This is a genomic window from Corynebacterium sp. LK10, assembly GCF_008042455.1.
GTDB classification, from domain to species: domain Bacteria; phylum Actinomycetota; class Actinomycetes; order Mycobacteriales; family Mycobacteriaceae; genus Corynebacterium; species Corynebacterium jeikeium_D.
Genome location: NZ_NOVT01000020.1, coordinates 1 through 22,974, shown reverse-complemented (window position 1 = coordinate 22,974; position 22,974 = coordinate 1). Strand labels below are relative to the sequence as shown.

Annotated in this window: 14 protein-coding genes; 6 read left to right on the top strand and 8 right to left on the bottom strand. The window is 57.3% G+C overall.

Annotated elements, in window-relative coordinates; all coding sequences use genetic code 11:
• Positions 1–21: 21 nt before the first annotated feature.
• Positions 22–522: a hypothetical protein gene (locus CHU70_RS08115; RefSeq protein ID WP_049172012.1), complete on the top strand. Its 501-nt coding sequence runs from the start codon at positions 22–24 to the stop codon at positions 520–522.
• A gap of 172 nt (positions 523–694) precedes the next feature.
• Here CHU70_RS08115 and CHU70_RS08110 read toward each other — a convergent pair whose 3' ends face one another.
• Positions 695–2,872 carry a DEAD/DEAH box helicase gene (locus CHU70_RS08110; RefSeq protein WP_147719105.1) on the bottom strand — a complete coding sequence of 726 codons (2,178 nt, stop codon included), beginning with the start codon at positions 2,870–2,872 and terminating at the stop codon, positions 695–697.
• Positions 2,873–3,585: 713 nt separating this feature from the next.
• Between CHU70_RS08110 and CHU70_RS08105 the strand changes: the two genes are divergently transcribed.
• Positions 3,586–4,518, top strand: coding sequence for a bile acid:sodium symporter family protein (locus CHU70_RS08105; protein ID WP_070429346.1), 933 nt, complete (start codon positions 3,586–3,588; stop codon positions 4,516–4,518).
• On the opposite strand, the gene CHU70_RS08100 is transcribed toward CHU70_RS08105, so the two are convergent.
• From CHU70_RS08100 to CHU70_RS08080, 5 genes are all read right to left on the bottom strand, one after another.
• Entirely contained in the window at positions 4,515–5,897 is a 1,383-nt protein-coding gene (locus CHU70_RS08100; RefSeq protein WP_070429347.1) for an MFS transporter, read from the bottom strand. The two genes, CHU70_RS08105 and CHU70_RS08100, sit on opposite strands and share 4 nt — an antisense overlap.
• Positions 5,898–5,920: 23 nt before the next feature.
• The gene (dcm, locus tag CHU70_RS08095; RefSeq protein ID WP_069358840.1) at positions 5,921–7,204 is read right to left on the bottom strand and encodes a DNA (cytosine-5-)-methyltransferase; all 1,284 of its coding nucleotides are present in this window, start codon (positions 7,202–7,204) and stop codon (positions 5,921–5,923) included.
• 124 nt (positions 7,205–7,328) lie between these two features.
• Positions 7,329–8,714 carry a Sau3AI family type II restriction endonuclease gene (locus CHU70_RS08090; RefSeq protein ID WP_069358841.1) on the bottom strand — a complete coding sequence of 462 codons (1,386 nt, stop codon included), beginning with the start codon at positions 8,712–8,714 and terminating at the stop codon, positions 7,329–7,331.
• Between the two features lie 150 nt (positions 8,715–8,864).
• The gene (locus CHU70_RS08085) at positions 8,865–10,004 is read right to left on the bottom strand and encodes a trypsin-like serine protease (RefSeq protein ID WP_242451381.1); all 1,140 of its coding nucleotides are present in this window, start codon (positions 10,002–10,004) and stop codon (positions 8,865–8,867) included.
• Positions 10,005–10,259: 255 nt separating this feature from the next.
• Entirely contained in the window at positions 10,260–11,342 is a 1,083-nt protein-coding gene (locus tag CHU70_RS08080) for a S1 family peptidase (RefSeq protein WP_242451380.1), read from the bottom strand.
• 277 nt (positions 11,343–11,619) lie between these two features.
• On the opposite strand from CHU70_RS08080, the gene CHU70_RS08075 reads away from it, so the two are divergent.
• On the top strand, positions 11,620–12,174 hold the full coding sequence (locus CHU70_RS08075) for a hypothetical protein (RefSeq protein WP_070429349.1): 555 nt from the start codon (positions 11,620–11,622) through the stop codon (positions 12,172–12,174).
• A 28-nt stretch (positions 12,175–12,202) separates the two neighbouring features.
• Here the strand turns inward: CHU70_RS08075 and CHU70_RS08070 are convergent, their stop codons facing one another.
• Together CHU70_RS08070 and CHU70_RS08065 are read right to left on the bottom strand one after the other, a co-directional pair.
• The gene (locus CHU70_RS08070; protein ID WP_048732832.1) at positions 12,203–13,036 is read right to left on the bottom strand and encodes a hypothetical protein; all 834 of its coding nucleotides are present in this window, start codon (positions 13,034–13,036) and stop codon (positions 12,203–12,205) included.
• A 198-nt stretch (positions 13,037–13,234) separates the two neighbouring features.
• The gene (locus CHU70_RS08065) at positions 13,235–14,056 is read right to left on the bottom strand and encodes a (2Fe-2S)-binding protein (RefSeq protein WP_222865052.1); all 822 of its coding nucleotides are present in this window, start codon (positions 14,054–14,056) and stop codon (positions 13,235–13,237) included.
• 129 nt (positions 14,057–14,185) lie between these two features.
• Between CHU70_RS08065 and CHU70_RS08060 the strand changes: the two genes are divergently transcribed.
• The 3 genes from CHU70_RS08060 (at position 14,186) to CHU70_RS08050 (ending at position 22,761) form a co-directional block, all read left to right on the top strand.
• Positions 14,186–15,052 (top strand): hypothetical protein, encoded by an 867-nt coding sequence (locus CHU70_RS08060; protein WP_038628387.1) that lies wholly within the window; start codon positions 14,186–14,188, stop codon positions 15,050–15,052.
• A 91-nt stretch (positions 15,053–15,143) separates the two neighbouring features.
• Positions 15,144–18,989, top strand: a complete 3,846-nt coding sequence (locus CHU70_RS08055; RefSeq protein ID WP_187269738.1) for an ABC transporter ATP-binding protein — start codon at positions 15,144–15,146, stop codon at positions 18,987–18,989.
• Between the two features lie 103 nt (positions 18,990–19,092).
• Positions 19,093–22,761: a multifunctional oxoglutarate decarboxylase/oxoglutarate dehydrogenase thiamine pyrophosphate-binding subunit/dihydrolipoyllysine-residue succinyltransferase subunit gene (locus tag CHU70_RS08050; RefSeq protein ID WP_048732838.1), complete on the top strand. Its 3,669-nt coding sequence runs from the start codon at positions 19,093–19,095 to the stop codon at positions 22,759–22,761.
• Positions 22,762–22,974 lie beyond the last annotated feature (213 nt).

Below are 22,974 nucleotides of genomic sequence, written 5' to 3'. Positions count from 1 at the left end.
TCAGTCGTGGAAAGGTAATACGTGCAAAACGTAGTTCTTATGGTTCACGTCCTGGCGGCAATTCTGCTGCTTGGACCGGTGACTGTCGCAATTTCGATGTTCCCGAAGCTCGCGCTTGCAGCCCGCGGCGGAGAGGCAGGAACGGTCGGCGCCGCGCGCACCATGCACGCCATTTCGCGCACCTACGGCATGTGGTCGCTGCTCGTGCCGCTGCTCGGCTTCGGTGTCATGTTCACCGATGTGTCGACCTACATGAAGTCCGGGGCAATGCACGCCGCAATCCTGCTGGCTATCATCGCCTGGGCACTGCTGTTCTTCCTGGTCATTCCGCGTCAGCGTCTGATGATGGCCGGCCTCGGCATCGCCGACGAAGACGAGGATGCCGACGATCCGGAGTTCATCGAGCGTCGCAAGAAGGCTGAAGAGCTCGACTGGGACAAGCAGAAGGGCCAGCTGGCTATGTTCTCCGGCATCTTCTCCCTGCTGTGGGTTGTCGCCGGCATCCTGATGTTCTTCATCTAGAGCTCACGCTCAGACACAATAAAACTGCCGGTGCGTCTGTACGTTTCGGCCCGACTAATCGGGTTTGAAAGTACATGCGCACCGGCAGTTTTTTGTTTTCTAGGTCAGCGCCAAGGGCGGTAGTCGATAGTCGCCTGACGACGACCACCCCCGCTCACCTCACCTAGCAGGTTTAGCGGCGTCCGCCTCGGTAACCACCGCGACGGTCATCACGGTCACCACGGTAGCCACCACGACCGCGACCGCCGCCACGACGGTCATCGCGACCACGACCACGGCCACCGAAATCGTCACCATCATCGAAGTTGCCACGGTAGCCACCACGGCCACGGCCACCACCACGACGGTCATCGCGACCGCGACCACCACGGTATCCTCCGCGACCGCGGCCGCCATCACGCCGATCGCCACGGTAGCCACCACGGCCACCGCGGTAGTCATCGCTGTCGTCGACCGAGGTGCCGTCGTCAAGCTTCAGCCCAATGAGCTGGCCGGAGATGCGGGTATAGGAGAGGTTGTTGATGACTTCTTGCGGCAGGTTGGCCGGCAGTTCGACCAGAGTGTGGTCGCCACGGATGTCAATGTGTCCGAAGTCCTTGGAGGACAGGCCACCCTCGTTGGCGATGGCACCGACGATGGCACCCGGGCGGACGTGCTGGCGGCGACCGACGCTGATGCGGTAGGTTGCGGTGCCCTCGCGGTCGAACTCGACCAGGTCAGCGCGCTTGCCCTGACCGCGCTCACCACGGGAGCGACCATCGCGGCCACGGTTGCGGTCGCGGTCGAAACGATCACGGTCGCGGTCGTTACGACGGCCACGCGGCGGTTCCTTCATCAGGAAGTCGCCCGACTGTGCCTGCGCAGCGATAGCAGCAGCGATATCAACCAGTGGGGTGTCGTGCTCTTCTGCGTACTCCTCGATGAGCTCGCGGAAGACCGGAACCTGCGAATCAGCAAGCGCCTCGGTCAAGTCATCAGCGAACTTCTGCTTGCGAGAGTCGTTGACCTCATCGACGGTCGGTAGCTTCATCTCGTGCAGCTGCGACTTGGTTGCACGCTCAATCGAGCGCAGCAGGCGTCCCTCACGCGGGGTGACAAACAGCAGCGCCTCGCCGGAGCGGCCAGCGCGGCCGGTACGACCGATGCGGTGGACGTAGGACTCGGTATCGTGCGGAATGTCGTAGTTGACCACATGAGAAATACGGTCAACGTCCAGGCCACGAGCAGCCACATCGGTTGCCACCAGGATGTCCAGGCGACCGTCCTTGAGCTGATCAATCGTGCGCTCGCGCAGAGTCTGCGGGATGTCGCCGTTGATGGCAGCAGCGGAGAATCCGCGGGCACGCAGCTTCTCGGCGAGCTCCTCGGTCTCGTGCTTGGTGCGCACGAACATGATCATCGCTTCGAATTCCTCGACTTCGAGGATGCGGGTCAGCGCGTCCAGCTTGTTGCGGTGGCTGACCATCAGGAAGCGCTGGCGAATGTTGTCCGCAGTGCGAGTCTGGGACTTGACGGTAATCTCTTCCGGCTCCGTCAGGTACTGCTTGGACAGGCGACGAATCGCAGCCGGCATGGTAGCCGAGAACAGCGCGACCTGCTTGTCATCCGGGGTGTCGGCAAGAATGCGCTCGACATCCTCCTGGAAGCCCATCTGCAGCATCTCATCGGCCTCGTCCAGCACCAGGAAACGCAGGTCGGAAATGTCCAGCGAGCCCTTCTCCAGGTGGTCGATGACACGACCAGGCGTGCCGACGATAATCTGCGCACCTCGGCGCAGACCCGACAGCTGCACTCCATAGGACTGACCACCGTAGATTGGCAGGACCTGAATCTTGCCCAGGTGATCAGCAAACGACTGGAAGGAGTCCGCAACCTGCAGCGCCAGCTCACGGGTCGGAGCAAGCACCAGAGCCTGTGGTGCACGGACGGAGCGATCAATGCGAGCCAGAATCGGCAGCGCAAACGCCGCGGTCTTACCGGTACCAGTCTGAGCCAGGCCGACGACGTCGCGGCCGCTCATCAGAGTCGGGATAGTTGCAGCCTGAATTGGGGACGGAGTCTCAAACCCAACCTTGCGAACTGCATTGACAATGTCATCCGGCAGCTCAAGCTCATCGAAGCCGACGGTGTCGTCGCCGTTGTCGTCTTTGTTCTTTTCGGCCTTCTTCTCAGCCTTTTCGGACTTTTCCTTGACCTCGGCCTTTTCGGTCTTTTCCTCAGCGGCCTTCTCTTCGACCACCGGTGCTTCCTCGGCCACTACATCCTCGGCCTTCACAATTGCGTCCTCGCGGTTTTCGCGCTGATCCTCGCGGTTTTCCTCGACGCTGCCATTCATTTCATTATTAGCCATTTGGGGCTCTTCCTGGGCCTTTTCGCCCGCACACTCAATATTCAACAGTTGATTACTCACAGTTGGGTCGCACATACATGACCCGCCCAATTTACGTTCTTGTTTTTCAGTGCTCTCACGTCGGAATTGCGATGACATCGCTTCTCTTGCACATACTTCGAAAAATTGCGCCCAAACCCAATTCAGCTTTTACTTCCGAGGAGGGGCGCCCATCATGCACTATGCACTTTCAAGCGTTTCACCAGCGAATTTATACCGCTGCCAGATTCTCTGCGACATTGTCGTCAGGATTTCACACCGACTGCCCAGACTACGCCACCGTCGGTCAAAAAACCATTTCCTGTCCGCAAGGTCACAACACTAGGCGGTCGATTTCTTGGATGAGGCCCCGGCGCCGGGGCCGTCGTTAAGCGAGCGCATTGCACCCACTTCGGGGTGCCTATTTTGTAATTTCCTGGGGTGAGGTGGCTAACATTTTCCCTACAAGTTTGTACACATATCAGCTATTTTCCGCCGTGGAACACCCACCGTTCGGCGGACTTTTGCAACTACACAACGTATAAACCCAAGGTCGCTCGAAAATGCCCAGCAATAGTAATTCATCTGAACCGCAGCCGTCATCGCCCCGGCAGTCCCCGCTAAAACCACATTATCCCGACGAGTTTTCTGGGAATGGCGGGCAGCCGGATACACAGCCGTCGAAGCTCTCGGCAATGATTGAAGTTCTCGGGTTTCCGGGCTTTATTTTGGCGGGTTCGGCGCTGGCATTCTTCTTCCCCGCCCCGTTTACTCCGCTGACGGATTACATCACGTACTTCCTGATGATCATCATGTTCGCGATGGGCCTCACCCTGACCATCCCGGACTTTAAGCAGGTCGCTAAGCGCCCGTTGGCGATTCTCTTCGGCGTCATTGCTCAGTTTGTCATCATGCCGCTGCTAGCGATTGCCGTGGCGAAAGCCCTCGGCCTCAACCCGGCACTCGCCGTCGGCCTGCTGATGCTGGGATCCGTCCCCGGCGGCACCTCGTCGAACGTCATCGCTTACCTGGCACGCGGTGACGTCGCACTGTCCGTCGCCATGACCAGTGTGTCGACGCTGGTCTCGCCGATTATGACGCCGTTTCTTATGCTCGTGCTTGCCGACGCGCACACGGAGGTCGACGGCCTCGGGATGGCCTGGAGCCTCTGTCAGACAGTCCTCCTGCCAGTGATTGGCGGTCTGATTATCCGCTTTGTGGCCGATACCTTTATTAACAAGATCCTCCCAATCCTGCCGTGGATTTCTATTCTCGGTATCGGTGGCGTGGTCTTCGGTGCCGTGGCCAAGAACGCTGAGAGCCTGGCGAACATTGGCCTGATTGTGTTTGTGGCTGTGATCATCCACAACGTTCTGGGCTACGTGCTCGGCTTCTTTGCAGGCCAGCTGGTGGGGATGCCGACTGCGGGCAAGCGCACGGTGGCCGTGGAGGTCGGCACACAGTCCGCTGGCCTGTCCTCCGGTATGGCAGCGAAGTTCTTTACCCCGGAGGCAGCGCTTCCCGGCGCGGTGGCCGCTGTGGTGCATAACATTACTGGCGCTATCTATGTGGCTATTTGCCGAAAGGTCGATGAAGGCAAGGAAACTAGCAAATCCGCTTCTGCTTAAGCTGTTTTTGCTTCGGCTTCTTTGGCTCCGCTGTTCGACGAGTGGGCTGGTAGAGTCTCTCGCCCGAAGATCCAGCCCACCATTGCGACCAGCGAAATGACACCGCAAACAAAGAAACCGGCCTTGAACCCTGCGGCATCCACAATTGCGCCGACAATCAGCGGGCCAGAGATCGCTCCGAAGTCCTGAGCCATCTGGAAATTGGCCAGCACCTTTCCACCTTGGCGGTTGGCGCCGATGACGTCGGCAAGCACGGCCTGCTGCGATGGATTGATCATGCCAGCGCCGAAACCCGCGAGGACGGAGAGAATCAGTAGCGGAATGGCACCGCTGCTAAATCCGATAGCGCCCGTGAACACGCCGTTGATGAACAGGCCCGTGATGAGCAGAGGGCGACGGCCGATGCGGTCGGAGAGACGGCCGGAAAACTGCAGTGCCGTGACATTGCCGAGCGCGAAGGCCGTCAGCGCGAAACCAGCTGTGGCAGTGGCGGCTACTGCCCCATCGCTGCCCGGTTCTGGGGTGCCAACATGGGAAAACGTTGCCGCGGCGAACAGCGGGACAATCGCGACGCGCACACCGAAGTTCGACCAACCGTTGGCGAAGGCTCCGACTAGTGCGCTCCGATATGCCGAGTCACGGATTGCCTCGGAGAACCTCAGCACCGGGGTCGTGCGCTTGGGCACTACATGGCGAAGATGCTCCGCACTCAGCGACATGCCGACCACAATCGTTGCCACGATCAGCGCCCCACCGTAGATGAAAAACGGCATCCGCATGCCCCATGCGCCCATTGCAGCACCAATGATCGGGCCAAAGACATTGCCCAACAGGAAGGCTGTGCCGTAGGCGGCCGAGCTCTTACCGCGGATCTCCGGCGGTGAAATCCGCACAATCAGCCCCATTGCCGAGACCGTAAACATCGTCGAACCGATGCCTCCGAGCGCACGAAACGCCAGCAGTTGCCAATATGTCTGCGCAATACCGACAAGCAAAGTCGAGAACGCGACAATACTGATGCCGGTTAGGTACGTGCGTCGATATCCGAGCTTCTCTACCAGTGAGCCCGATGCCGGCGCGAAGATTAGCCGGAAAATGGAGAACGAACTGACCACGAAGCTGGCCGCGAACACCCCCACATCGAAGCTGCGCGCGTACTGCGGCAAGATCGGTGCAATCAGACCGAAGCCCAGCGCAATGATGAACGCAGCGCTGACCAGAATCCAAATCTCTCGCGGAATCGGCTGTTTAGTCCCGTCTAATTCACCCTGCCAAGAATCCCGACCTTGTGGTTTGCTTCCCACCTCCGATGCGATATCCGGCTGAGATTCGCACTTTGCTTTACGACGAAGCAGGTCGCGCGAACGGGAAGCTGACAAGGTAACGGTCCTTTCTAAAACCTCTAGTCAGAGTCGCCCATTTCACTTTCAATTCGCCGGGCCAACTCTTTGCCAATCAAATGAGGAATTCCAACTACTAGTGCATTACCCATGCAAAAGGCACGATGGCCGTCGGTCATTCCTGTGTCCGTCCATCCCTTAGGGAATCCTTGCAGAGCATCCAGTTCATCTGGAACTAGACGACGCAGTCTTCCATCCACCTTAACCACATGCTTGAAACGGGAGGCCGATTTTCCGCCTTCACCAGTCAAAATCGTTCGGGAGGGCTTTTCCGTCGAGTCCGGGAAGGACATACTCCCCTCACTGTACAAATACGTAAAACCAGTCTTTTTATTGACTCGTTCTTCGCGCTTTGAACCCTTCAGATACTCCCACTTATGAACTTCATCCGCGTGAATAACGAAAGAATCTGGAACAGCAGACTCATCAACAAGGACATCCCCAAGAACTTGTCGAGGCCCATCATAGGACTCAACCACAGAAAATGTCAGCGCCTTGAAGTTCTGCATTATGCCTCCAGTTTCGAATGGAGACTTCTTGGCACCTAGTGAAAACGTCTTTGTTGCTTCATATGGATCCTCTGGAATCACAACTTCTGTGAAATGCAGAGGTTCCTCAATTGGTAAAGCCGCGGCCATGATGCCATCCTTAGCGCGCTGCTCTAATTCCCAGGTGCCGGGATTCTTAACTGCATAGATGTAGACCCGCTTACGTCGCTGCGGAAAACCATACTCAGCACTATTAATCACCCTCCACTCGACGGAGTAGCCGAGGTCACCGAAGCACGACAACATAATTGCAAAGTCGCGACCTCGCTGAGTAGCAGGGCTCTTCAGCAATCGATCAACGTTTTCCAACAAGACATACTTGGGGCTCTTTAGCTTAAGGAACCTGTAGATATCCCACCAGAGGACACCTTTTTTCCCTTCAATCCCACCTGCTTGCGATAGCGGTTTGGCAACTGAGTAGTCCTGGCACGGAAACCCTCCCACAACCATGTCTACATCGGGAATTTCGAACAGCCCGGCTTCCGCATTGTCGAGAACAACGTTGATGTCTTCATTCACACAGCTGTTCTCCCCGAACCTGTTTACATAACAGCGCCATGCAAACTGGCGAGCTGGAGTTCCTGGTGGTTCCCACTGGTTAGCCCACACGGTCTCAAATGGTCCTGCCGCCGGAAGAGATGCTATACCGTCGCTTTGATCCTGATAGCCGTCTAAGCCGAGGCGAAAGCCACCTACTCCCGCGAACAATTCGGCTACGCGAATGGTTTTATCAGACACGTTTCTCCAATCGCTACTGTGTTCTGATACGTCAGAGTGATTCTAACCATGACACAGAGGCCGGATCAAACTGGCCGATAGTTAACCAAAACCGCCGCCTTATTCGAACACTATTTCTAAATCTCTAGGAATTTAGAACCCGACTGATCTCATCACCCACGTACCCCGCGTTCAACCAAAAGGACTTTTTGACCACAGTTTCACCTCGCGGAGTAACAGCTGTATCTGCCTTGTTTCGAGCCTTCGGCCGAACGTGACAGCAACGGTTCTCCGTACTCTTAACCGACTCGCTAGCGCGCCCGTCGATTACACGCTCCCGCATCAGGTCGTAACATGCACGTGCCTCTACCAAGTCAGAGTCAGGCATCTGCCAAAACAGTACGTCCGCTAGTCGAAACTCTCCAAGATTCGACTCATCTTCGCAGAAGACAACAAAAAGGTACTTCTGCGCCAACTGCTCACTGAACTCGCTTTGCTCGAAATCTTGCTCCACCAAATCACGGTAGGAAAACCTTGGAAAAGATAGGGATTCCTTGGGCTTTCCATTTCTCTTCAAACGGATAACCTTAGGGACGATCCCAGCTTTTACAAACTCAGCAATTTCAGATTCCTTGTCCACACCGAGAATACTCTTAACAATAAGACTGCCAATATGCTTAGGAAGGCGGGTGTTACTGTAACCCAAGCCTTCAGCCAAGCTAGTAAGGGTACGATTCATATACGGCGCGAATCGCTTCTTTACCAGCCCAAGCAAATCCATATCTGCTTCTGATTGCTTTCGTTCAATCTCTTGAGCATTAAGCATGCCGTTGAGAATGACATCAATATAACTCCGCTTAAAGGCCCATGCCCGAGGCTTCGCCGGCTCATCCGAGAATGGCTGCTTCCGCGTAATCGTGCTATTCGCTGCCTTAGTACAGGCTTCCAGGTACATCGTGTCACCAGATGAAATGGTGTGCGCTTGTCCTCGTCGGACCTTCTCCTGAATCAATTCCCAGTCACTGCGAAGCTGGACAATGTCATCCTGCGACAGTTCCCAAAGCTTCGCGAGAAGAACCTGGTAATCGACAGGATTCTTATCCTTTTCAAAAAGGTATGCCACTAATAGCATGCGGCTAATCTTGGCCAGCAGATGCGACTCAACCCACTGTTCCTCAGGGAGTGAAAAGTAGTCAATCATCGAAAGGACAAGACGTTCCTTTGCGGAATAATCACCTTTTTTAGTCAATTTCATCGGCGTACTTTTTAGTTCGACGCCTATTTTTGTAAAGTCTGCTTCTGCATTACTGTTAGCCGGAATCTTGAAATAGAGTGTCTCTAACGCGGAACCGAATGCCCCTCGCTTTACCCTCGGATCATCCAAATCCTCGACACCAAGTGCCTCTCGAAGAGATTTTCCGACTATCTTTTCGGCGTAGTTTACAACTGACTCCACATCAGAATCGTCATAGCCTAGCTCAGTCGAAAAGCTCTTCATAGCAAAAAATGTCCCATCACTCGATTCCTGCATATCTCTTTTCGTATGCTGGTGCGTTTAGCTTATATAATTTTGCGGCCAAAATACGAAAGCCAAACCCCTACCCCGCCACTGTGGCGGAATAGGGGGTTGAACGGAGCGTCGTAAAGCGAACGCCCTATCTACGAGACTGCGGTGACCTGATTAGAACAGGCTCGGCAGGTTCGCCTGCGAGGAAATGTTGCTGACAGACTGCGTTGCCTGAGCGGTCGCACCCGACAGCTCCGGAATCGGCAGCTCCGGGAGAGACGGGCTCTCCGAGATGATGTCGGCAATCTCCGGCGGGACCTCGACGCCCTCTGGGAGCAGCTCGCCAATCGGGCCCAGCTCCGGCTCTTCCTGTGGGACGTGCTGCTTGGTGTACTGGGAGTCCTCGTCAATCGTGCGGAACTCGGACTGCGGTTCAGTGGAGGTCTCTACCTTGAAGCGCTCGTTGACCTGGCCGTCCGGGATGTCGTACTGCTCTTCAAGAGCAACGTCAATCGGCTGGAAGCGACTCAGCGGGCCGATGCCCATGGAGTTAACGCCAATGGCCTCGCGAGTCTCCGGGTTGAAAGCGTTTCCGCCCGAATCGCCGTGGTCAATCGGAGCGATAGCCCAGACACCATTGCGGACTCGGAAGACCTGGAAGCCGCAGCCACGGCCGGTACGGGAACCGTCGGTGCACACGGGCTCACCGAGGTTGTCGAAGGAAATCTCCATCGGCTCGAGAGTGCGCTTGTCCTCGATACCGACGATCTGAACCGGCTCGCCGTGGACGTTGCCGAACTCATCAACAGAGTGGGACATAGAGGTGGTCTTGATGTCGTCCTGAACCTCAATGATGCCGTAGTCACCGCTATTGAAGAGGTCGTTGAAGAACTCCGGCATAGTGGTGTTTTCGTCGAAGTCACCCTCTTCCGGCATGACATCGGTGCCCATGTAGTCCTTGTTGACCAGCTTGTCGCCATCCTTGGTTGGGATGAAGAACTGGCCGGTGACCTCTTCGCCGGTTTCAGTATCCTTCGCCACAACACAGTGGCCGGCAGTCATGATGACACGATGCGAAACGCCATTCTGATCCACAACGGTGCCAGGAACTCCCAGAGAGCACATCGGGGACTGAACATGACGTCCATCGATGTTCTTGCTGCTCGGGAACGGCATTCGCAACGGCGAGCCCGGGCCGATGACAACATCCGAGTTTGCCGGTGCAGCCTCAGCTACCGCGATTCCGGGCACAAAGCCACCTGCAGCTACCGACAGTGCAGCCGTAAGTGTGGCGACCTTCTTCGAACTGACCATAGTGTGCGCTACTCCATTTCTGTACAGAAAACTTGTCCCTCTCAGTGTATTAGGGACACCTTTACAAAGCTCTCCAAAAATGGAACCTAGGGTGAAATTCTCAGTCGAGGAACCGTTCAATCGCCTTCACGGCACGCGCATTACGCATCAAAAAGTTTGTTCAACAGCAATGCAAGAGCCAGAACCATCCGCCTTGGATGATTCTGGCTCTCTTAACGGTTCGGGGGTGATTTTTGTCAGATTCTCAGACTGGTGCTAGCCCTCAAAGCTTGGAAGCTGAATTTCTGCCAACTGAGGCAGCTCAAACGGCTGTGACGATTGTGGCAATTGGGGCGATTGTGGCAGCTCAGGCAGTTGCGGCGACTGCGGCAACTGGTCCACAAGATCAGTTAACTGCGGTACAGAACCTTCCTGAGAACCCTGCGAATTCTGCGTCCGGGCGTACTCCTGATCCGCCGCCATATCCTCGTTGAGGGTGCGATAGGTGGAGTCGCGCTGAGCCGTGGAATCCGATACCTCGAAGTGGTCGTTTACTTGACCGTCGGGAATGCCGTAGGCCTCCTGGATGGCAATATCCGCGGGCATCACACGCGAGACCGGACCGAAGGTCATCGAATTCACGCCAATAACTTCATTTGTGGTCGGATCGTAGGCATTTCCGCCCGAGTCACCGTGGTCAACGCCGATACCAACCGTCCAAATGCCGTTTCGAGCCCGGAATACCTGATAGCCACAGGCACGTCCGGTACGCATGCCGTCCTTACAGATAGGTTTGCCAAAATTATCGAAGGAGACCTCGCCACGCGGCAGATCTTCATTGTCTTGAATGCCAGTCATCGCTACAGGCTCCCCGTAGCTCTGACCATTTTCATCGATGGAGTAACTTGCGCCGGTAGTTTCTACGTCTGGATCAAGGTTGATTACTCCATAGTCTGCACCATTAAAGGCCGCCGGCAACGACTCCAGTCCGGCATCTTCCTGCGGCACTTCCCAACGGTGAGCACCTGTCGTACCAATGCGCTTATCGCCTTCGGTGGTTGGCACATACACCTCACCGGTAACGATTGGCAGACCCACATCCGGAGCATCATTCACACAGTGCCCTGCGGTCAACATGACCCGATGCTTTTCCCCATTGCGGTCCGTCACCGTTCCCGGAACACCCGCCGAACACATCGGCGAGTTGACATTTCGGTGCCCATCCCACGGGCTTCCCTCCATGGGAGTTCGAATCGGGTCACCCGGACCAACCACGACAGCATGTGCCGCGACCGGGGCTGCTAAGGACAAAAGTGCTGCGAAAGCCGATACCGCCATTCGACTTCTTGCGTGCTTCATTGAGACGAATCTTTCAAATTTTTAGTTTTCCTTTAGGACCATCCCCCACACTAATCCACCACCCCACCCCCAGAAATAGCGTTTTCTCAGACTCTTGGACTTTTACAAAAGTCGTTATCGAATCGTTTCCACAACCCCACATGTCCCTGCAATAACACCAGGCACCTAGCCAATTGACTACCCCCACTTGGGTAGCCAATTGATGCTAAACATATCTCGAACATTAGTTCTATATGTTCGAAAATGCGAGTCCGGGGTGTTCGATAACTTGTGAGCCATGAACACAGCAGACGAGTTTCCCATTCATCGCCGCCTAGCTCTTCCCCCACTATCCGCTACCTACCGTGCAGAATGTTTCGAAGACCTCGACCTCATCCGCACAATCCTCTGCCACCCCACCATCGCCCGTAGGCATTCGCCCGGCGCGCTAGATCACACCTTTTCGCTTCCCGACGGGCCTGTGGTCACCGTCCGCGCGTCGCGGATAGCGCTTCCTCGCGCACTGGTCTCTCAGCTTGCCGACGTGCACGCGGAATACTTCATCCTGAAGGATGAGCCCATGTTCATGTACTCCGTTTCCGTCAAGGTGGCATCCTCATCGGAGGTAGTCCTCCGCGGAATTGGCGGTTCGAATCGGACGCGGGAAGAAAACCGCCGACGTACTCGGGCTGTGGCTGAGGCTCTCCATCGTGCGCAGGACTGCAGCAAGATACACGAAAACGGCACTGACCTCGCACTCCCCGGGCGCCGTTATAGCTGGATTGGCACCAGGGGCGCGCGGCCACTGCCGTGTCCTAACGAGCTCTTTTCTTCTCGCCCATCAGCGGCTTAGCACTGGTCACAGTGCTGCCACAGTACGGCTACTCGCTGTCGTCGCCTTCTTCGTCGTCCTCGTCGTCATAGTCGCCATCGTCATAGAGGTCATCATCGTCGTCATCGTCATCATCATCCCCGTCCAAGGAGGCAACGTGATCAGAGTAGATATACTCCGCGTACCCGTCATCGACGGGTGCCAGCTGATCTTCCCATTCCTCTGCGCGGTCTACCACGAGCGCAAGGACATCCATCAGCTTGTCAAAGTCCTTGAAGGTGCCCAGCGTCAGAACCTCATTGCGCAAGGTCTGGATGTCAGAGTAGAGGTCAGCGAACATCTTGCGACGGTCATCATCGGTGAGAACCGTTTCGGTGTCCGAGTCCCAGAACTCTGCGATGGCCTGGTCGACAATGTCGTCCAAGTTCGCGTCCTGGGAGATGAAGCGGACGTGTGCGCTGGGCTCGTTGTTGTGGGCAGTTACCAAAACCTGGACCAACGAGGAGGTACCAACTTCGGAGGTGACCAAGGTTGCCTCTTCGGGGTCCTGTTCAAACTCCAGGTCAGCAATGCGGTCATCATCACCATCGAGCAGAGTGCGCAGCAGGCCAACAACCTGGTCAGTAGCTACATGGTGGGCGACTGCCGCGACGGCGTCTTCGACGGAGAATACAGCGGAGACCAGAACAGCTTCGAACTCGTCGTCCTCATCATCCACATCGGCAGCGGCTACGTAAACTTCGGCAGCCGGGATGTCCTCATCAATGGTGACGAACTGAACCTCCAGGTCAGAGGTAATGGGAACGAAGAGGGTGTCATCGTTGACACGGCTTTCAATGCCCTCGCGGTCCAGTGCCGCAGCAATCTGCTCGAAAAAGCTCATGGGTGGAATCCTCCCTTGAAAGATAATTGGCCTCTACCCGCAGCCAATCGTAGCGACAAACGCGCAATCATGGGGTGGCTCATGCCCCCGGCAATTGCTGCGAAAGATCGCGCCGGCAGCGTGCGTGCTGCTGCAAAGCCGCCAACGCGGTCGGTTGAGGAGCAGGCCGCCAGCTGTCGATTCTCGAAAACAGAGCGCTCAGTAGCGTGCCCAGAGTTGATGGCGTTCCTCACGAGAACGTTTTGGACAGGAGACACACAGATCGGCATCTGGGCTGTGATAAATCATGCAGCAAGTAGCCCTCTCCAGGTGAGTAACTACATCGAAGTCCGGTTCTTCTCCCGATTCAGCAGCGGCTTCATCCCAGGGGCGCACCTCGCCTCCGCAGGAATCCATGAAACGAGGAAGAGGGACCCGATGTACTCGCTGTATTCCCTCAACGACATGTTTGCCAATAAGCGCTCCACGCCAGGGCTCCATCAGCTCATTACCGGCGGATATTGCGGCGTTAGCTACGGCATCGGCAGCCACGGCCCAAAGAGGGGCAGGCTTGATTTCCCCGACTTCTCCAACAACCTGAGCCAACGGCTCCAAGAAATGAGCCAGTGCTTCGCCGGAATCCTTCAGCTCATCCGCATCCTCAGCGGAAATGCTTTCAAACTGTTGAGCTTGGAACCCAACCCAATAGTCATCTCGAAGAAATGTGAGCCAAGAAGACCACTGCCACACTGGAACTCGATCGGACACCAACACGCATGCCAGCGATGGCCCTACCAATGCTCCGCACATGGACCACCACCACAACTGGGCCTGGAAACGGGTATCCACCTCAACCTCGGGCATGGGAAACAGCTTTCTCCCAGCCTCAATTCCGGCGGCTACAGCTTCGGTAGAAAGGTGCCACTCCGCAGCGCCGTCGTGAGGCGTGACATCTGCGGAAAACCGAGGAAAGTCCGCCAAAAGCTGGGAGTACTCGGGAGGCAATGCGGCACCCCGCGTGACATCGTTCACCAGTCTCATCCTTCTATCGACTGTGTTAATCGCCGTACACCTGTCTATTTTTCCACCGACTACGGAATTTCCCCACAGCTCAGTAGTGTTTATATGGGCATATGGCTCTCAACGGACCCGTTTAGGAGGTCTACTACTTTGTTCCAAAAGACGAAGAAGGATTCAACTCGCACAGTAACTGATGCGGTGAACTCAACCCCCGAAGCGATCGAACGTGATGCCGGAAAACTGGGAACCCTTCTTATCCAAACCCTGGATAAGACCATGAGCTGGCAGTCGTCTGCCATCACCGGGTACGTCAGTTCCCTGCACAAGCGCAAAAAAGATGAAACTCCGGCGCAGGTACAAGAACGTATTGATTCCCACTACCTCAACCTGGTCACCGGCACCGGTGGTGCCGCCGGCGGCAGTGCGGTTCTTCCCGGCGTCGGCATGATTACGGGCTTGGCTGCGGTTACCGGTGAATCGCTGCTGTTCCTGGAAGCATCAGCCTGGTACACACTGGCCTCAGCAACCCTGCGCAATATTGACATCACCGATCCGCAACGCCGTCGCACGCTGATTCTTGCGGCCATGAGCGGCTCTGAGGGGACAGCTATTATGGCCTCTCTGCTTGGCGAGGAATCGCTGCGGAAGCAGACCAAAACTTCCGTAAATTCTCTACTGCCACGGCTTGGCGTTCCGCAGCTGGGTGCAGCAAACCGCCTGCTGATTCGCGAGGCACGCAAGCGCTTGATGAAGAACGCTCGCCTGGCCATCATCGGTAAGATTTTGCCATTTGGAATTGGCGCCGTGGTTGGGGCCTCCGCCAACCGCAAGCTCGGTGGCATTCTTATCAGCTCCACTCGCGCATCTCTGGGCCCGCTTCCCCAGGATTGGTCGGACTTTGAACGAAAGCTACCGGCTAAATCCAACACCTCGGAGGACTCGAAGAAGGACTCAAAGTCATCGAGGTTCTCTATTCCCTCGGCGCTGAAGTGGCCGAAGAAAAAGAAGAATAAGTAGTTCCTCTTACCCCGATTACCCTTCAGCGACGTTTTTCAATGGAAGAGCGGTACCCACCATGGCCCAGAGCAAACCCCTCAGAACCTCTCCCATGAAGTTCTTGTGGAAACAGTCTCTTCACAGGCCACTACCGCTCTATGGTGTCATTGTTGCAGCGCTAATCGTTGTCGGGCTGGAGTCCGTACTTCCGCTTCTCACTAGAGATGCCATTGATGTGGCAACGGGCTCTTCCGATGGCGGTGTCCCCGCGCGCCTACTGCCTTCCCTAACTCCCCTGCAGGCAGTCATTTCCGTCTTTCTGGCCATCGCGTTAGTACGCTTCGTCGCCCAGGTGGGGCGCAGATTCTTCTCCGGCAAACTCTCCATTGATGTTCAGCACGACCTGCGACTAAAGATCCTTCGCTCCCTACAAAACCTCGATGGTCCAGCACAAGACCGAGTCAACACCGGCCAGGTCGTGTCACGGTCAATTTCCGACCTCCAGGCAGTGTCCGGACTACTGGCGATGTTGCCGTTGACACTGGGATCCGTCGTCAAGCTGTTCATCACTATCGGCATCATGCTCGCCCTCTCGCTGCCCCTGACACTGGTCGGCCTCGCCGTCGTGCCAGCGATTGTCTACATTGCGGTGAATTCGCGTGACAAACTCCATGCCGCAACCTGGGCTGCCCAACAGCAAGCAGGCGAGATCGCCGGACAAGTCGAGGAAACCGTTTCCGGCATCCGCGTTGTCAAGGCGTTTGCGCAGGGTGACAACGAAGTTGCGAAGATGGAGCGTAACTCGTCGCTGCTCTTTTCCCTACGCCTGCGAGCGGCAAAACTCAGCGCTCGATTCCAACCGGCGCTGCAGTCGTTGCCGCAACTGTCCCTCGTCGGAAATATCGCGGTCGGTGGCTGGCTCGCGATTAACGGACACATCACCCTAGGCACGTTCGTAGCTTTTGCCACGTATCTCACCAGCCTGACTGCCCTGTCGCGTCTGGTCTCCAACATGGTCATCTCGATACAGCTGACGTCGGCAAGCATCGACCGCATTTCCGATGTCATCGACGCCCGACCAGACAACCCCGAACCCACCGACGCGCTCCCCCTCCCCGACGGCCCCGTTGGCATCAGCTTCAACCACGTCACCCACAGCCGTGGCGGACGCACGCTTATCGACGATGTCTCATTCTCCGTCGCGCCAGGGGCGACCTTAGCGTTGATTGGCCCACCGGGGTCCGGAAAGACTATCGCCACGGAGTTACTCGGCCGTCACTATCTGCCGGATTCGGGAACTATCACTATCGATGCGCCCAGCCACGGCACATCCACAGATACCGCGCGCATTCTCTCCAGCGACGTATATGACGCTATTACTGTCGTTCCGGACACTCCTTATCTATTTGCGGGCACGTTGCGTGAGAACATCGCATTCGCCAATCCCGCGGCGTCCCAGGAAGAGATTGTCGCCGCAGCGACAGCCGCGCAGGTCAACTTCGTCGACGACCTGCCTCAGGGGTGGGACACAGCCATCGGCGAGCGCGGGCATAATCTCTCCGGCGGACAAGCTCAACGCGTCGCGTTAGCACGGGCATTCCTCGCCCGTCCTCGAGTTTTGGTTCTCGACGACGCGACCTCAGCAATCGATGCTGCAACAGAGTTAGAAATCTTCAACGCGCTGACCTCGCAGCTGGCGGAAACGACTATCGTCATCGTGGCGCATCGATCTTCCACTCTCGAGCAGGCGGACCACATCGCCATTTTCGAAGACGGTGCCATCACCGGCATTGGCACCAAGGCCGAACTGATTACTTCTCATCCGCGCTTCACCGAGCTGATGGACATCGACCAGAGCGCCTACCCCGAAATCGAAAACCTTGTTCTCGACCCCATCGACAGCGAAGACCCCAGCCCCGAGGAACTCTGGCCCGACGAATCCGCGCCAACCTCCGACAACTCCACGCCAGACACCGCTGCGCGGCTTCCCGGAGGTGCCACTTCTCAAATGAGCCGCGGGGTTGGCCGAGCCGGAGGAGGTCCAGGCGGTCCAGGTGGACCCGGTGGCCCCGGTGGCCGCGGCGGCGGTCGTGGTGGCATGGGGGCGGCTCTCGCCAATGCGCCTGCGACGCCGGAGCTACTCGAGCGCGTGCGAAACCTCCCACCCGCTACCGAAAAACCGCGTGTGCCCGCTGCGGCACTCGACAACTCCGAGCTTTTTTCTCTGCGCCGGTTGCTGTCCTATGTCCGTGGCCTATTTATAAGTGTCATTGCGCTGCTCGCCCTCATTGCCGTCGCCGATCTGGCGTTCCCCATGCTCGTGCGCTACGCCATTGACCACGGCATCAGTGAGCACAATGAGGCCGTGCTGTGGGCCTGCGCCGCAGGTGGCTTGGCGACGGTCCTCATCAGTTGGCTTGCCGTAGCCACAAATGCTGTTATTACTGCGCGCACTGGTGAGCGGCTGCTCTATGCCCTGCGTGTGCGTTGCTACCGTCACCTGCAGTCGCTTGGCATCAACTACTTCGAGGCCAATCGCTCGGGCGCCATCATGACGAGGATGACAACCGACATCGATGCGCTCTCCTCTTTCCTGCAAACGGGACTGGCAGAAGGGGCAATCGCCGCGTTTACTCTGCTCGGTGTCACAGCGCTGTTGCTTGCCACACAGGTGTCACTCGCCGCAGTGGCGTTGGCATCGCTTCCCATCATTGTGGTGGCCACCCTGGTATTCCGCCGAATCTCCTCGCGCCTATACAAGTTTGCACGCGAGCAGCTCTCCTTGGTCAACGCTGATTTTCAGGAGACCATTGGTGGGCTTCGCGAGATTCAGATGTACCACCGCGTCGCCGATATCGAATCTTCCTTTGCCGAGGAATCCGATAAGTACCGCGCAATTCGTCAGCGAGCGCAGCTGGCCGTGGCTCTATTCTTCCCCGGCATCAACTTCGTCTCTGAGTTGGCAACAGCCGCGGTATTGGCTGTCGGTGCCCAACAGGTTGCTTCGGGAACCACGACGCCCGGCGTACTCGTCGCCTTCACGCTGTACCTAGGAATGCTCTTTGGCCCGATTCAGCAGCTGTCCCATGTTTTCGACGGCTACCAGCAGGCGAAGGTCGGCCTCAATCGCATTGATGACCTCCTACAGACCGCCCCCATGCCAGATCACGGCACTACTGACGGCGCGTCCCGCGCAGCTGCTGGCGACCTGCGCTTAGACAAGGTAACTTTCTCCTACTCCGCCGCCGACTCTGAGCACGAACGCCCGCAGGTTCTCGATGCTCTCGATTTGCAGATTCCTGCCGGAGAAACAGTCGCAATTGTCGGATCCACGGGCGCCGGAAAATCAACAATCATTAAGTTGTTTGCTCGGTTCTACGATCCAGTTGACGGTGTGGTGCGAGCCTCCGAAACTGACATCCGCGACTTCCCTCTTAACGATTGGCGACGCACCCTCGGCTATGTCCCCCAAGAATCACACCTGTTTTCGGGGACAGTAGCAACAAATATTTCCTACGGTCTACCGGACAGCAGTCATGCTGAAATTCAGCAGGCCGCGAAAAACGTCGGTGCCCTCAGCACCATTGCCAGCCTGCCCGGTGGCTTCCACCACCCCGTCGGCCCAGATGGCCGAGGGCTCTCCTCCGGACAGCGTCAGCTCATCGCACTCGCTCGTGCCGAAATGATGCGTCCTGAACTGCTGCTTCTCGACGAAGCCACCGCGACACTCGACCCTGCAACAGAGTCGGCAATCCTTGAAGCCACTGACCGTGCGTCGCGTCAACGCTCGGCAATTATTGTGGCCCACCGCCTGGCTACAGCGGCTCGGGCCAACCGGATTTTGGTACTTGACCACGGGCGTATTGTCGAGGACGGCTCCCATGACGAGCTCCTAGCGGCGGGTGGCCAATACGCAGAGCTTTGGAGCAAGTACCATATGGGGAGCGCGACGGTGTAGTAATTCAGAATTTTCGTTATCCTTGAATGACACTTTGACACTTGCGCTAATTAGAATAAACGTGAGTTAGTAAAACTAAGACGAAAAGAGGCGAGTACCTGCCGTGAGCAGCGACATGAGCTTCGGCCAGAACGAATGGCTGGTCGACGAGATGTACCAGCAATTCCAGAAGGATCCACAATCTGTGGGTCAGGAATGGCGCGAATTCTTCGCAACCCACACCCCGTCCCAAAAGGGCGAGGACCTTTCCAATATGGCAAAGCCAGCAGCAGCCACGAAGGAGGAAGCTAAGGCAACCGGACGTCGTGAATCCAAGGGGGTCGAACCAACTAAGACCCCGAACAAGCCGGCGTCCCCGAAGCCAAAGAAGTCCCCAATGGATGCAGCAGCCAAGGTTTCGGCTGTTGAATCCGGCGAGGAGCCTCTGAAGGGCGTCGCACGGGCTATCGCTAAGAACATGGATGTCTCCCTGGAGATGCCGACCGCTACGTCGGTTCGCGATATGCCGGCACGTCTGATGTTTGAAAACCGCACCCTGGTTAACAATCATCTGGCACGCGCCCGCGGTGGCAAGATTTCCTTCACCCACATCATTGGTTACGCCATGGTGAAGGCTGTCATGCTCCACCCGGACATGAACAACAACTACAAGGTGGTTGACGGCAAGCCAGTTCTGGTTACCCCGGAGCACATTAACCTCGGCCTGGCTATTGATATGCCAGCTAAGGACGGCTCTCGCTCGCTCGTAGTTGCCGCTATCCGCGAGTGTGAGACCCTGACCTTCAAGCAGTTCGTCGACGCCTACGAGGACATCGTCGTTCGTGCTCGCCACGGCAAGCTGACCGGTAAGGACTTCCAGGGTGTCACCATTTCCCTGACCAACCCGGGCGGCATCGGTACCCGCCACTCCGTCCCGCGCCTGACCAAGGGCCAGGGCGCGATTATCGGTGTCGGTTCCATGGATTACCCGGCTGAGTTCGCTGGTGCTTCCGCTGACCGTCTGGCAGAGATGGGCATCGGCAAGCTGGTGACCATCACCTCTACTTACGATCACCGCATTATCCAGGGTGCAGAGTCCGGTGAGTTCCTGCGCACGATGAGCAACCTGCTCGTCGACGACAAGTTCTGGGACCACATCTTCCAGACCATGCGCGTCCCCTACACCCCAATCCGTTGGGCACAGGATCTGCCGAACACGGGTATCGACAAGAACACCCGCGTTATGCGTCTGATTGAGGCCTACCGCTCCCGCGGTCACTTGCTGGCTGATATCGACCCGCTGCGTTCTGACCAGCCGAATGATTCCGCTCCGAACCACGCTGACCTCGATATTGAGGAGCACGGTCTGACCCTGTGGGATCTGGACCGTACCTTCAACGTCGGTGGTTTCGGCGGCAAGGAGACGATGACGCTGCGCGAGGTTCTCTCGCGCCTGCAGAACGCATACTGCCTCAAGGTCGGTTCCGAGTACGCTCACATCCTCGACCGCGAAGAGCGCGAGTGGCTGGAAGAGCGCATTGAGGGCGGCCAGCCAAAGCCGTCCCACGCTGAGCAGAAGTACATCCTGCAGAAGCTGAACGCCGCTGAGGCATTCGAGAACTTCCTGCAGACCAAGTACGTCGGCCAGAAGCGCTTCTCCCTTGAGGGCGCAGAGTCGCTGATTCCGCTGATGGACTCCGCCATTGACACCGCTGCTGGCGCTGGCCTGGATGAGGTCGTCATCGGTATGCCACACCGCGGTCGACTGAATGTGCTCGCAAACATCGTCGGCAAGCCACTGCGCCAGATCTTCACCGAGTTCGAAGGCAACATCGACCCGGCACAGGTCGGCGGTTCTGGTGACGTCAAGTACCACCTGGGTACTACTGGCCGTCACATCCAGATGTTCGGCGAGGGCGAGATTGACGTCACCCTGACTGCGAACCCGTCCCACCTCGAGGCCGTCAACCCGGTCGTTGAGGGTCTTGCTCGTGCACGCCAGGACAAGATCAACAAGGGCGAAGAGGGCTACTCCGTCATGCCGCTGCTGCTGCACGGTGACGCATCCTTCGCCGGCCTGGGCATTGTCCAGGAGACCCTGAACCTCATGTCCCTGCGTGGTTACAAGGTCGGCGGTACCGTCCACATCGTGGTGAACAATCAGATTGGCTTCACCACTTCGCCGGACTCCGGTCGTTCCTCCTACTACGCAACCGACATCGCCAAGGCATACGGCTGCCCGGTCTTCCACGTCAACGGTGACGACCCGGAGGCTGTCGTCTGGGTCGGCCAGCTGGCTGTTGAGTACCGTAACCGCTACGGCAAGGACGTCTTCATCGACCTGGTCTGCTACCGCAAGCGCGGCCACAACGAGGCCGATGACCCGTCCATGACTCAGCCGCTGATGTACAAGATCATCGACGAGAAGGAAAGCGTTCGTGCTCAGTACACCGAGGACCTCATCGGTCGCGGTGACATTTCCGAGGAAGAGTACGAAGCAGTACGCCGAGACTTCCATGACCAGATGGAAGCGGTCTTCAACGAGGTTCGCGCAGCTCAGGACGCAAAGCCGGGCGAGCAGACCGGTATCGCCGGTTCTCAGCCGCTGCCGCACGGTCTCAAGACCGGCATCGACAAGGCTGAAATCGTCGAGATTGGTCAGTCTTACGTCAACCTCCCTGAGGGCTTCAAGATTCACCCGCGTGTTGCGCCGGTCGCTAAGAAGCGCGCGGAGATGACTCAGGAAGGTGGCATCGACTGGGGTATGGCCGAGCTGCTGGCAATCGGCTCCTTCACCGGTGCTGGCATCGACGTCCGCTTCGCAGGTGAGGATGTCCGCCGCGGTACCTTTACCTCTCGCCACGCAGTTCTGATTGACTCCGAGGACGGTTCGGAATACAACCCGATCGACGCCTACGGTAAGTCCAAGAACGGTGGTCGCTTCATGATTTACAACTCGGCTCTGACCGAGTACGCAGGCATGGGCTTCGAGTACGGCTACACCCTGGGTAACCCGGACGCAGCAGTGTTCTGGGAAGCACAGTTCGGTGACTTCGCCAACGGCGCTCAGACCACCATTGACCAGTACGTTTCCTCCGGCGAGGCCAAGTGGGGTCAGACCTCCAAGCTGATCCTGCTGCTGCCGCACGGCTACGAGGGCATGGGCCCGGACCACTCTTCGGCACGTATCGAGCGCTTCCTGCAGCTCGCAGCCGAGGGCTCCTACACCGTTGCTCAGCCGTCCGAGCCGGCTAACTACTTCCACCTGCTGCGTCGCCACGTCCTGTCCGACCTGCACCGTCCGCTGGTTGTGTTCTCGCCGAAGTCAATGCTGCGCAACAAGATGGCAGCGTCTGCTGTCGAGGACTTCACCAACCCGAACAAGTTCCGCTCGGTCATCGATGACCCGAACTTCGAGTCCAAGGACAAGTCCGGCATCAAGACCCTGCTGCTCTGCTCCGGCAAGATCTACTGGGAGCTGGAGAAGAAGCGTAAGAAGGACAAGCGCGACGATCTTGCAATCGCTCGCCTGGAGATGCTGCACCCGCTGCCGCACAACCGCCTCCGCGACATCTTCGAGTCCTACCCGGATCTTGAGGAAGTCCGCTGGGTTCAGGACGAGCCGGCTAACCAGGGTCCGTGGCCGTTCCTGGCACTGAACCTCCCAGAGGTTCTGCCGGATATGCCGAAGCTGACCCGCGTTTCCCGCCGTGCACAGTCCTCCACCGCAACTGGTGTGGCTAAGGTCCACCAGATTGAGGAGAAGGCTCTGCTGGAAGAGGCTCTCAAGTAGGTCTCATTGACTGGTCTTCGCCACTTGGCATGTAAACGCTAAGGGGCTCCAACCGTTCGGTTGGAGCCCCTTTCTTGTTGCTTGGGCGATCGTTGCCAGGCATCAAGGGCGAATAGGCAAAAAGCGTGTCCGGTCGGCGTGCCACCGGGTCGGCACCATTTACTACTTAGTCCTCAATGCGAGTTACTGACTACGTTTATGACAGAAACGGCC

What these genes read in the sequence shown, in the direction of transcription:
- CHU70_RS08085 (WP_242451381.1), bottom strand. Translation starts at nt 10,004, where the DNA reads ATGGTCAGTTCGAAGAAGGTCGCCACACTTACGGCTGCACTGTCGGTA.
- CHU70_RS08075 (WP_070429349.1), top strand. Translation starts at nt 11,620, where the DNA reads ATGAACACAGCAGACGAGTTTCCCATTCATCGCCGCCTAGCTCTTCCC.
- CHU70_RS08090 (WP_069358841.1), bottom strand. Translation starts at nt 8,714, where the DNA reads ATGCAGGAATCGAGTGATGGGACATTTTTTGCTATGAAGAGCTTTTCG.
- CHU70_RS08070 (WP_048732832.1), bottom strand. Translation starts at nt 13,036, where the DNA reads ATGAGCTTTTTCGAGCAGATTGCTGCGGCACTGGACCGCGAGGGCATT.
- CHU70_RS08110 (WP_147719105.1), bottom strand. Translation starts at nt 2,872, where the DNA reads ATGGCTAATAATGAAATGAATGGCAGCGTCGAGGAAAACCGCGAGGAT.
- CHU70_RS08055 (WP_187269738.1), top strand. Translation starts at nt 15,144, where the DNA reads ATGAAGTTCTTGTGGAAACAGTCTCTTCACAGGCCACTACCGCTCTAT.
- CHU70_RS08105 (WP_070429346.1), top strand. Translation starts at nt 3,586, where the DNA reads ATGATTGAAGTTCTCGGGTTTCCGGGCTTTATTTTGGCGGGTTCGGCG.
- CHU70_RS08065 (WP_222865052.1), bottom strand. Translation starts at nt 14,056, where the DNA reads ATGAGACTGGTGAACGATGTCACGCGGGGTGCCGCATTGCCTCCCGAG.
- CHU70_RS08080 (WP_242451380.1), bottom strand. Translation starts at nt 11,342, where the DNA reads ATGAAGCACGCAAGAAGTCGAATGGCGGTATCGGCTTTCGCAGCACTT.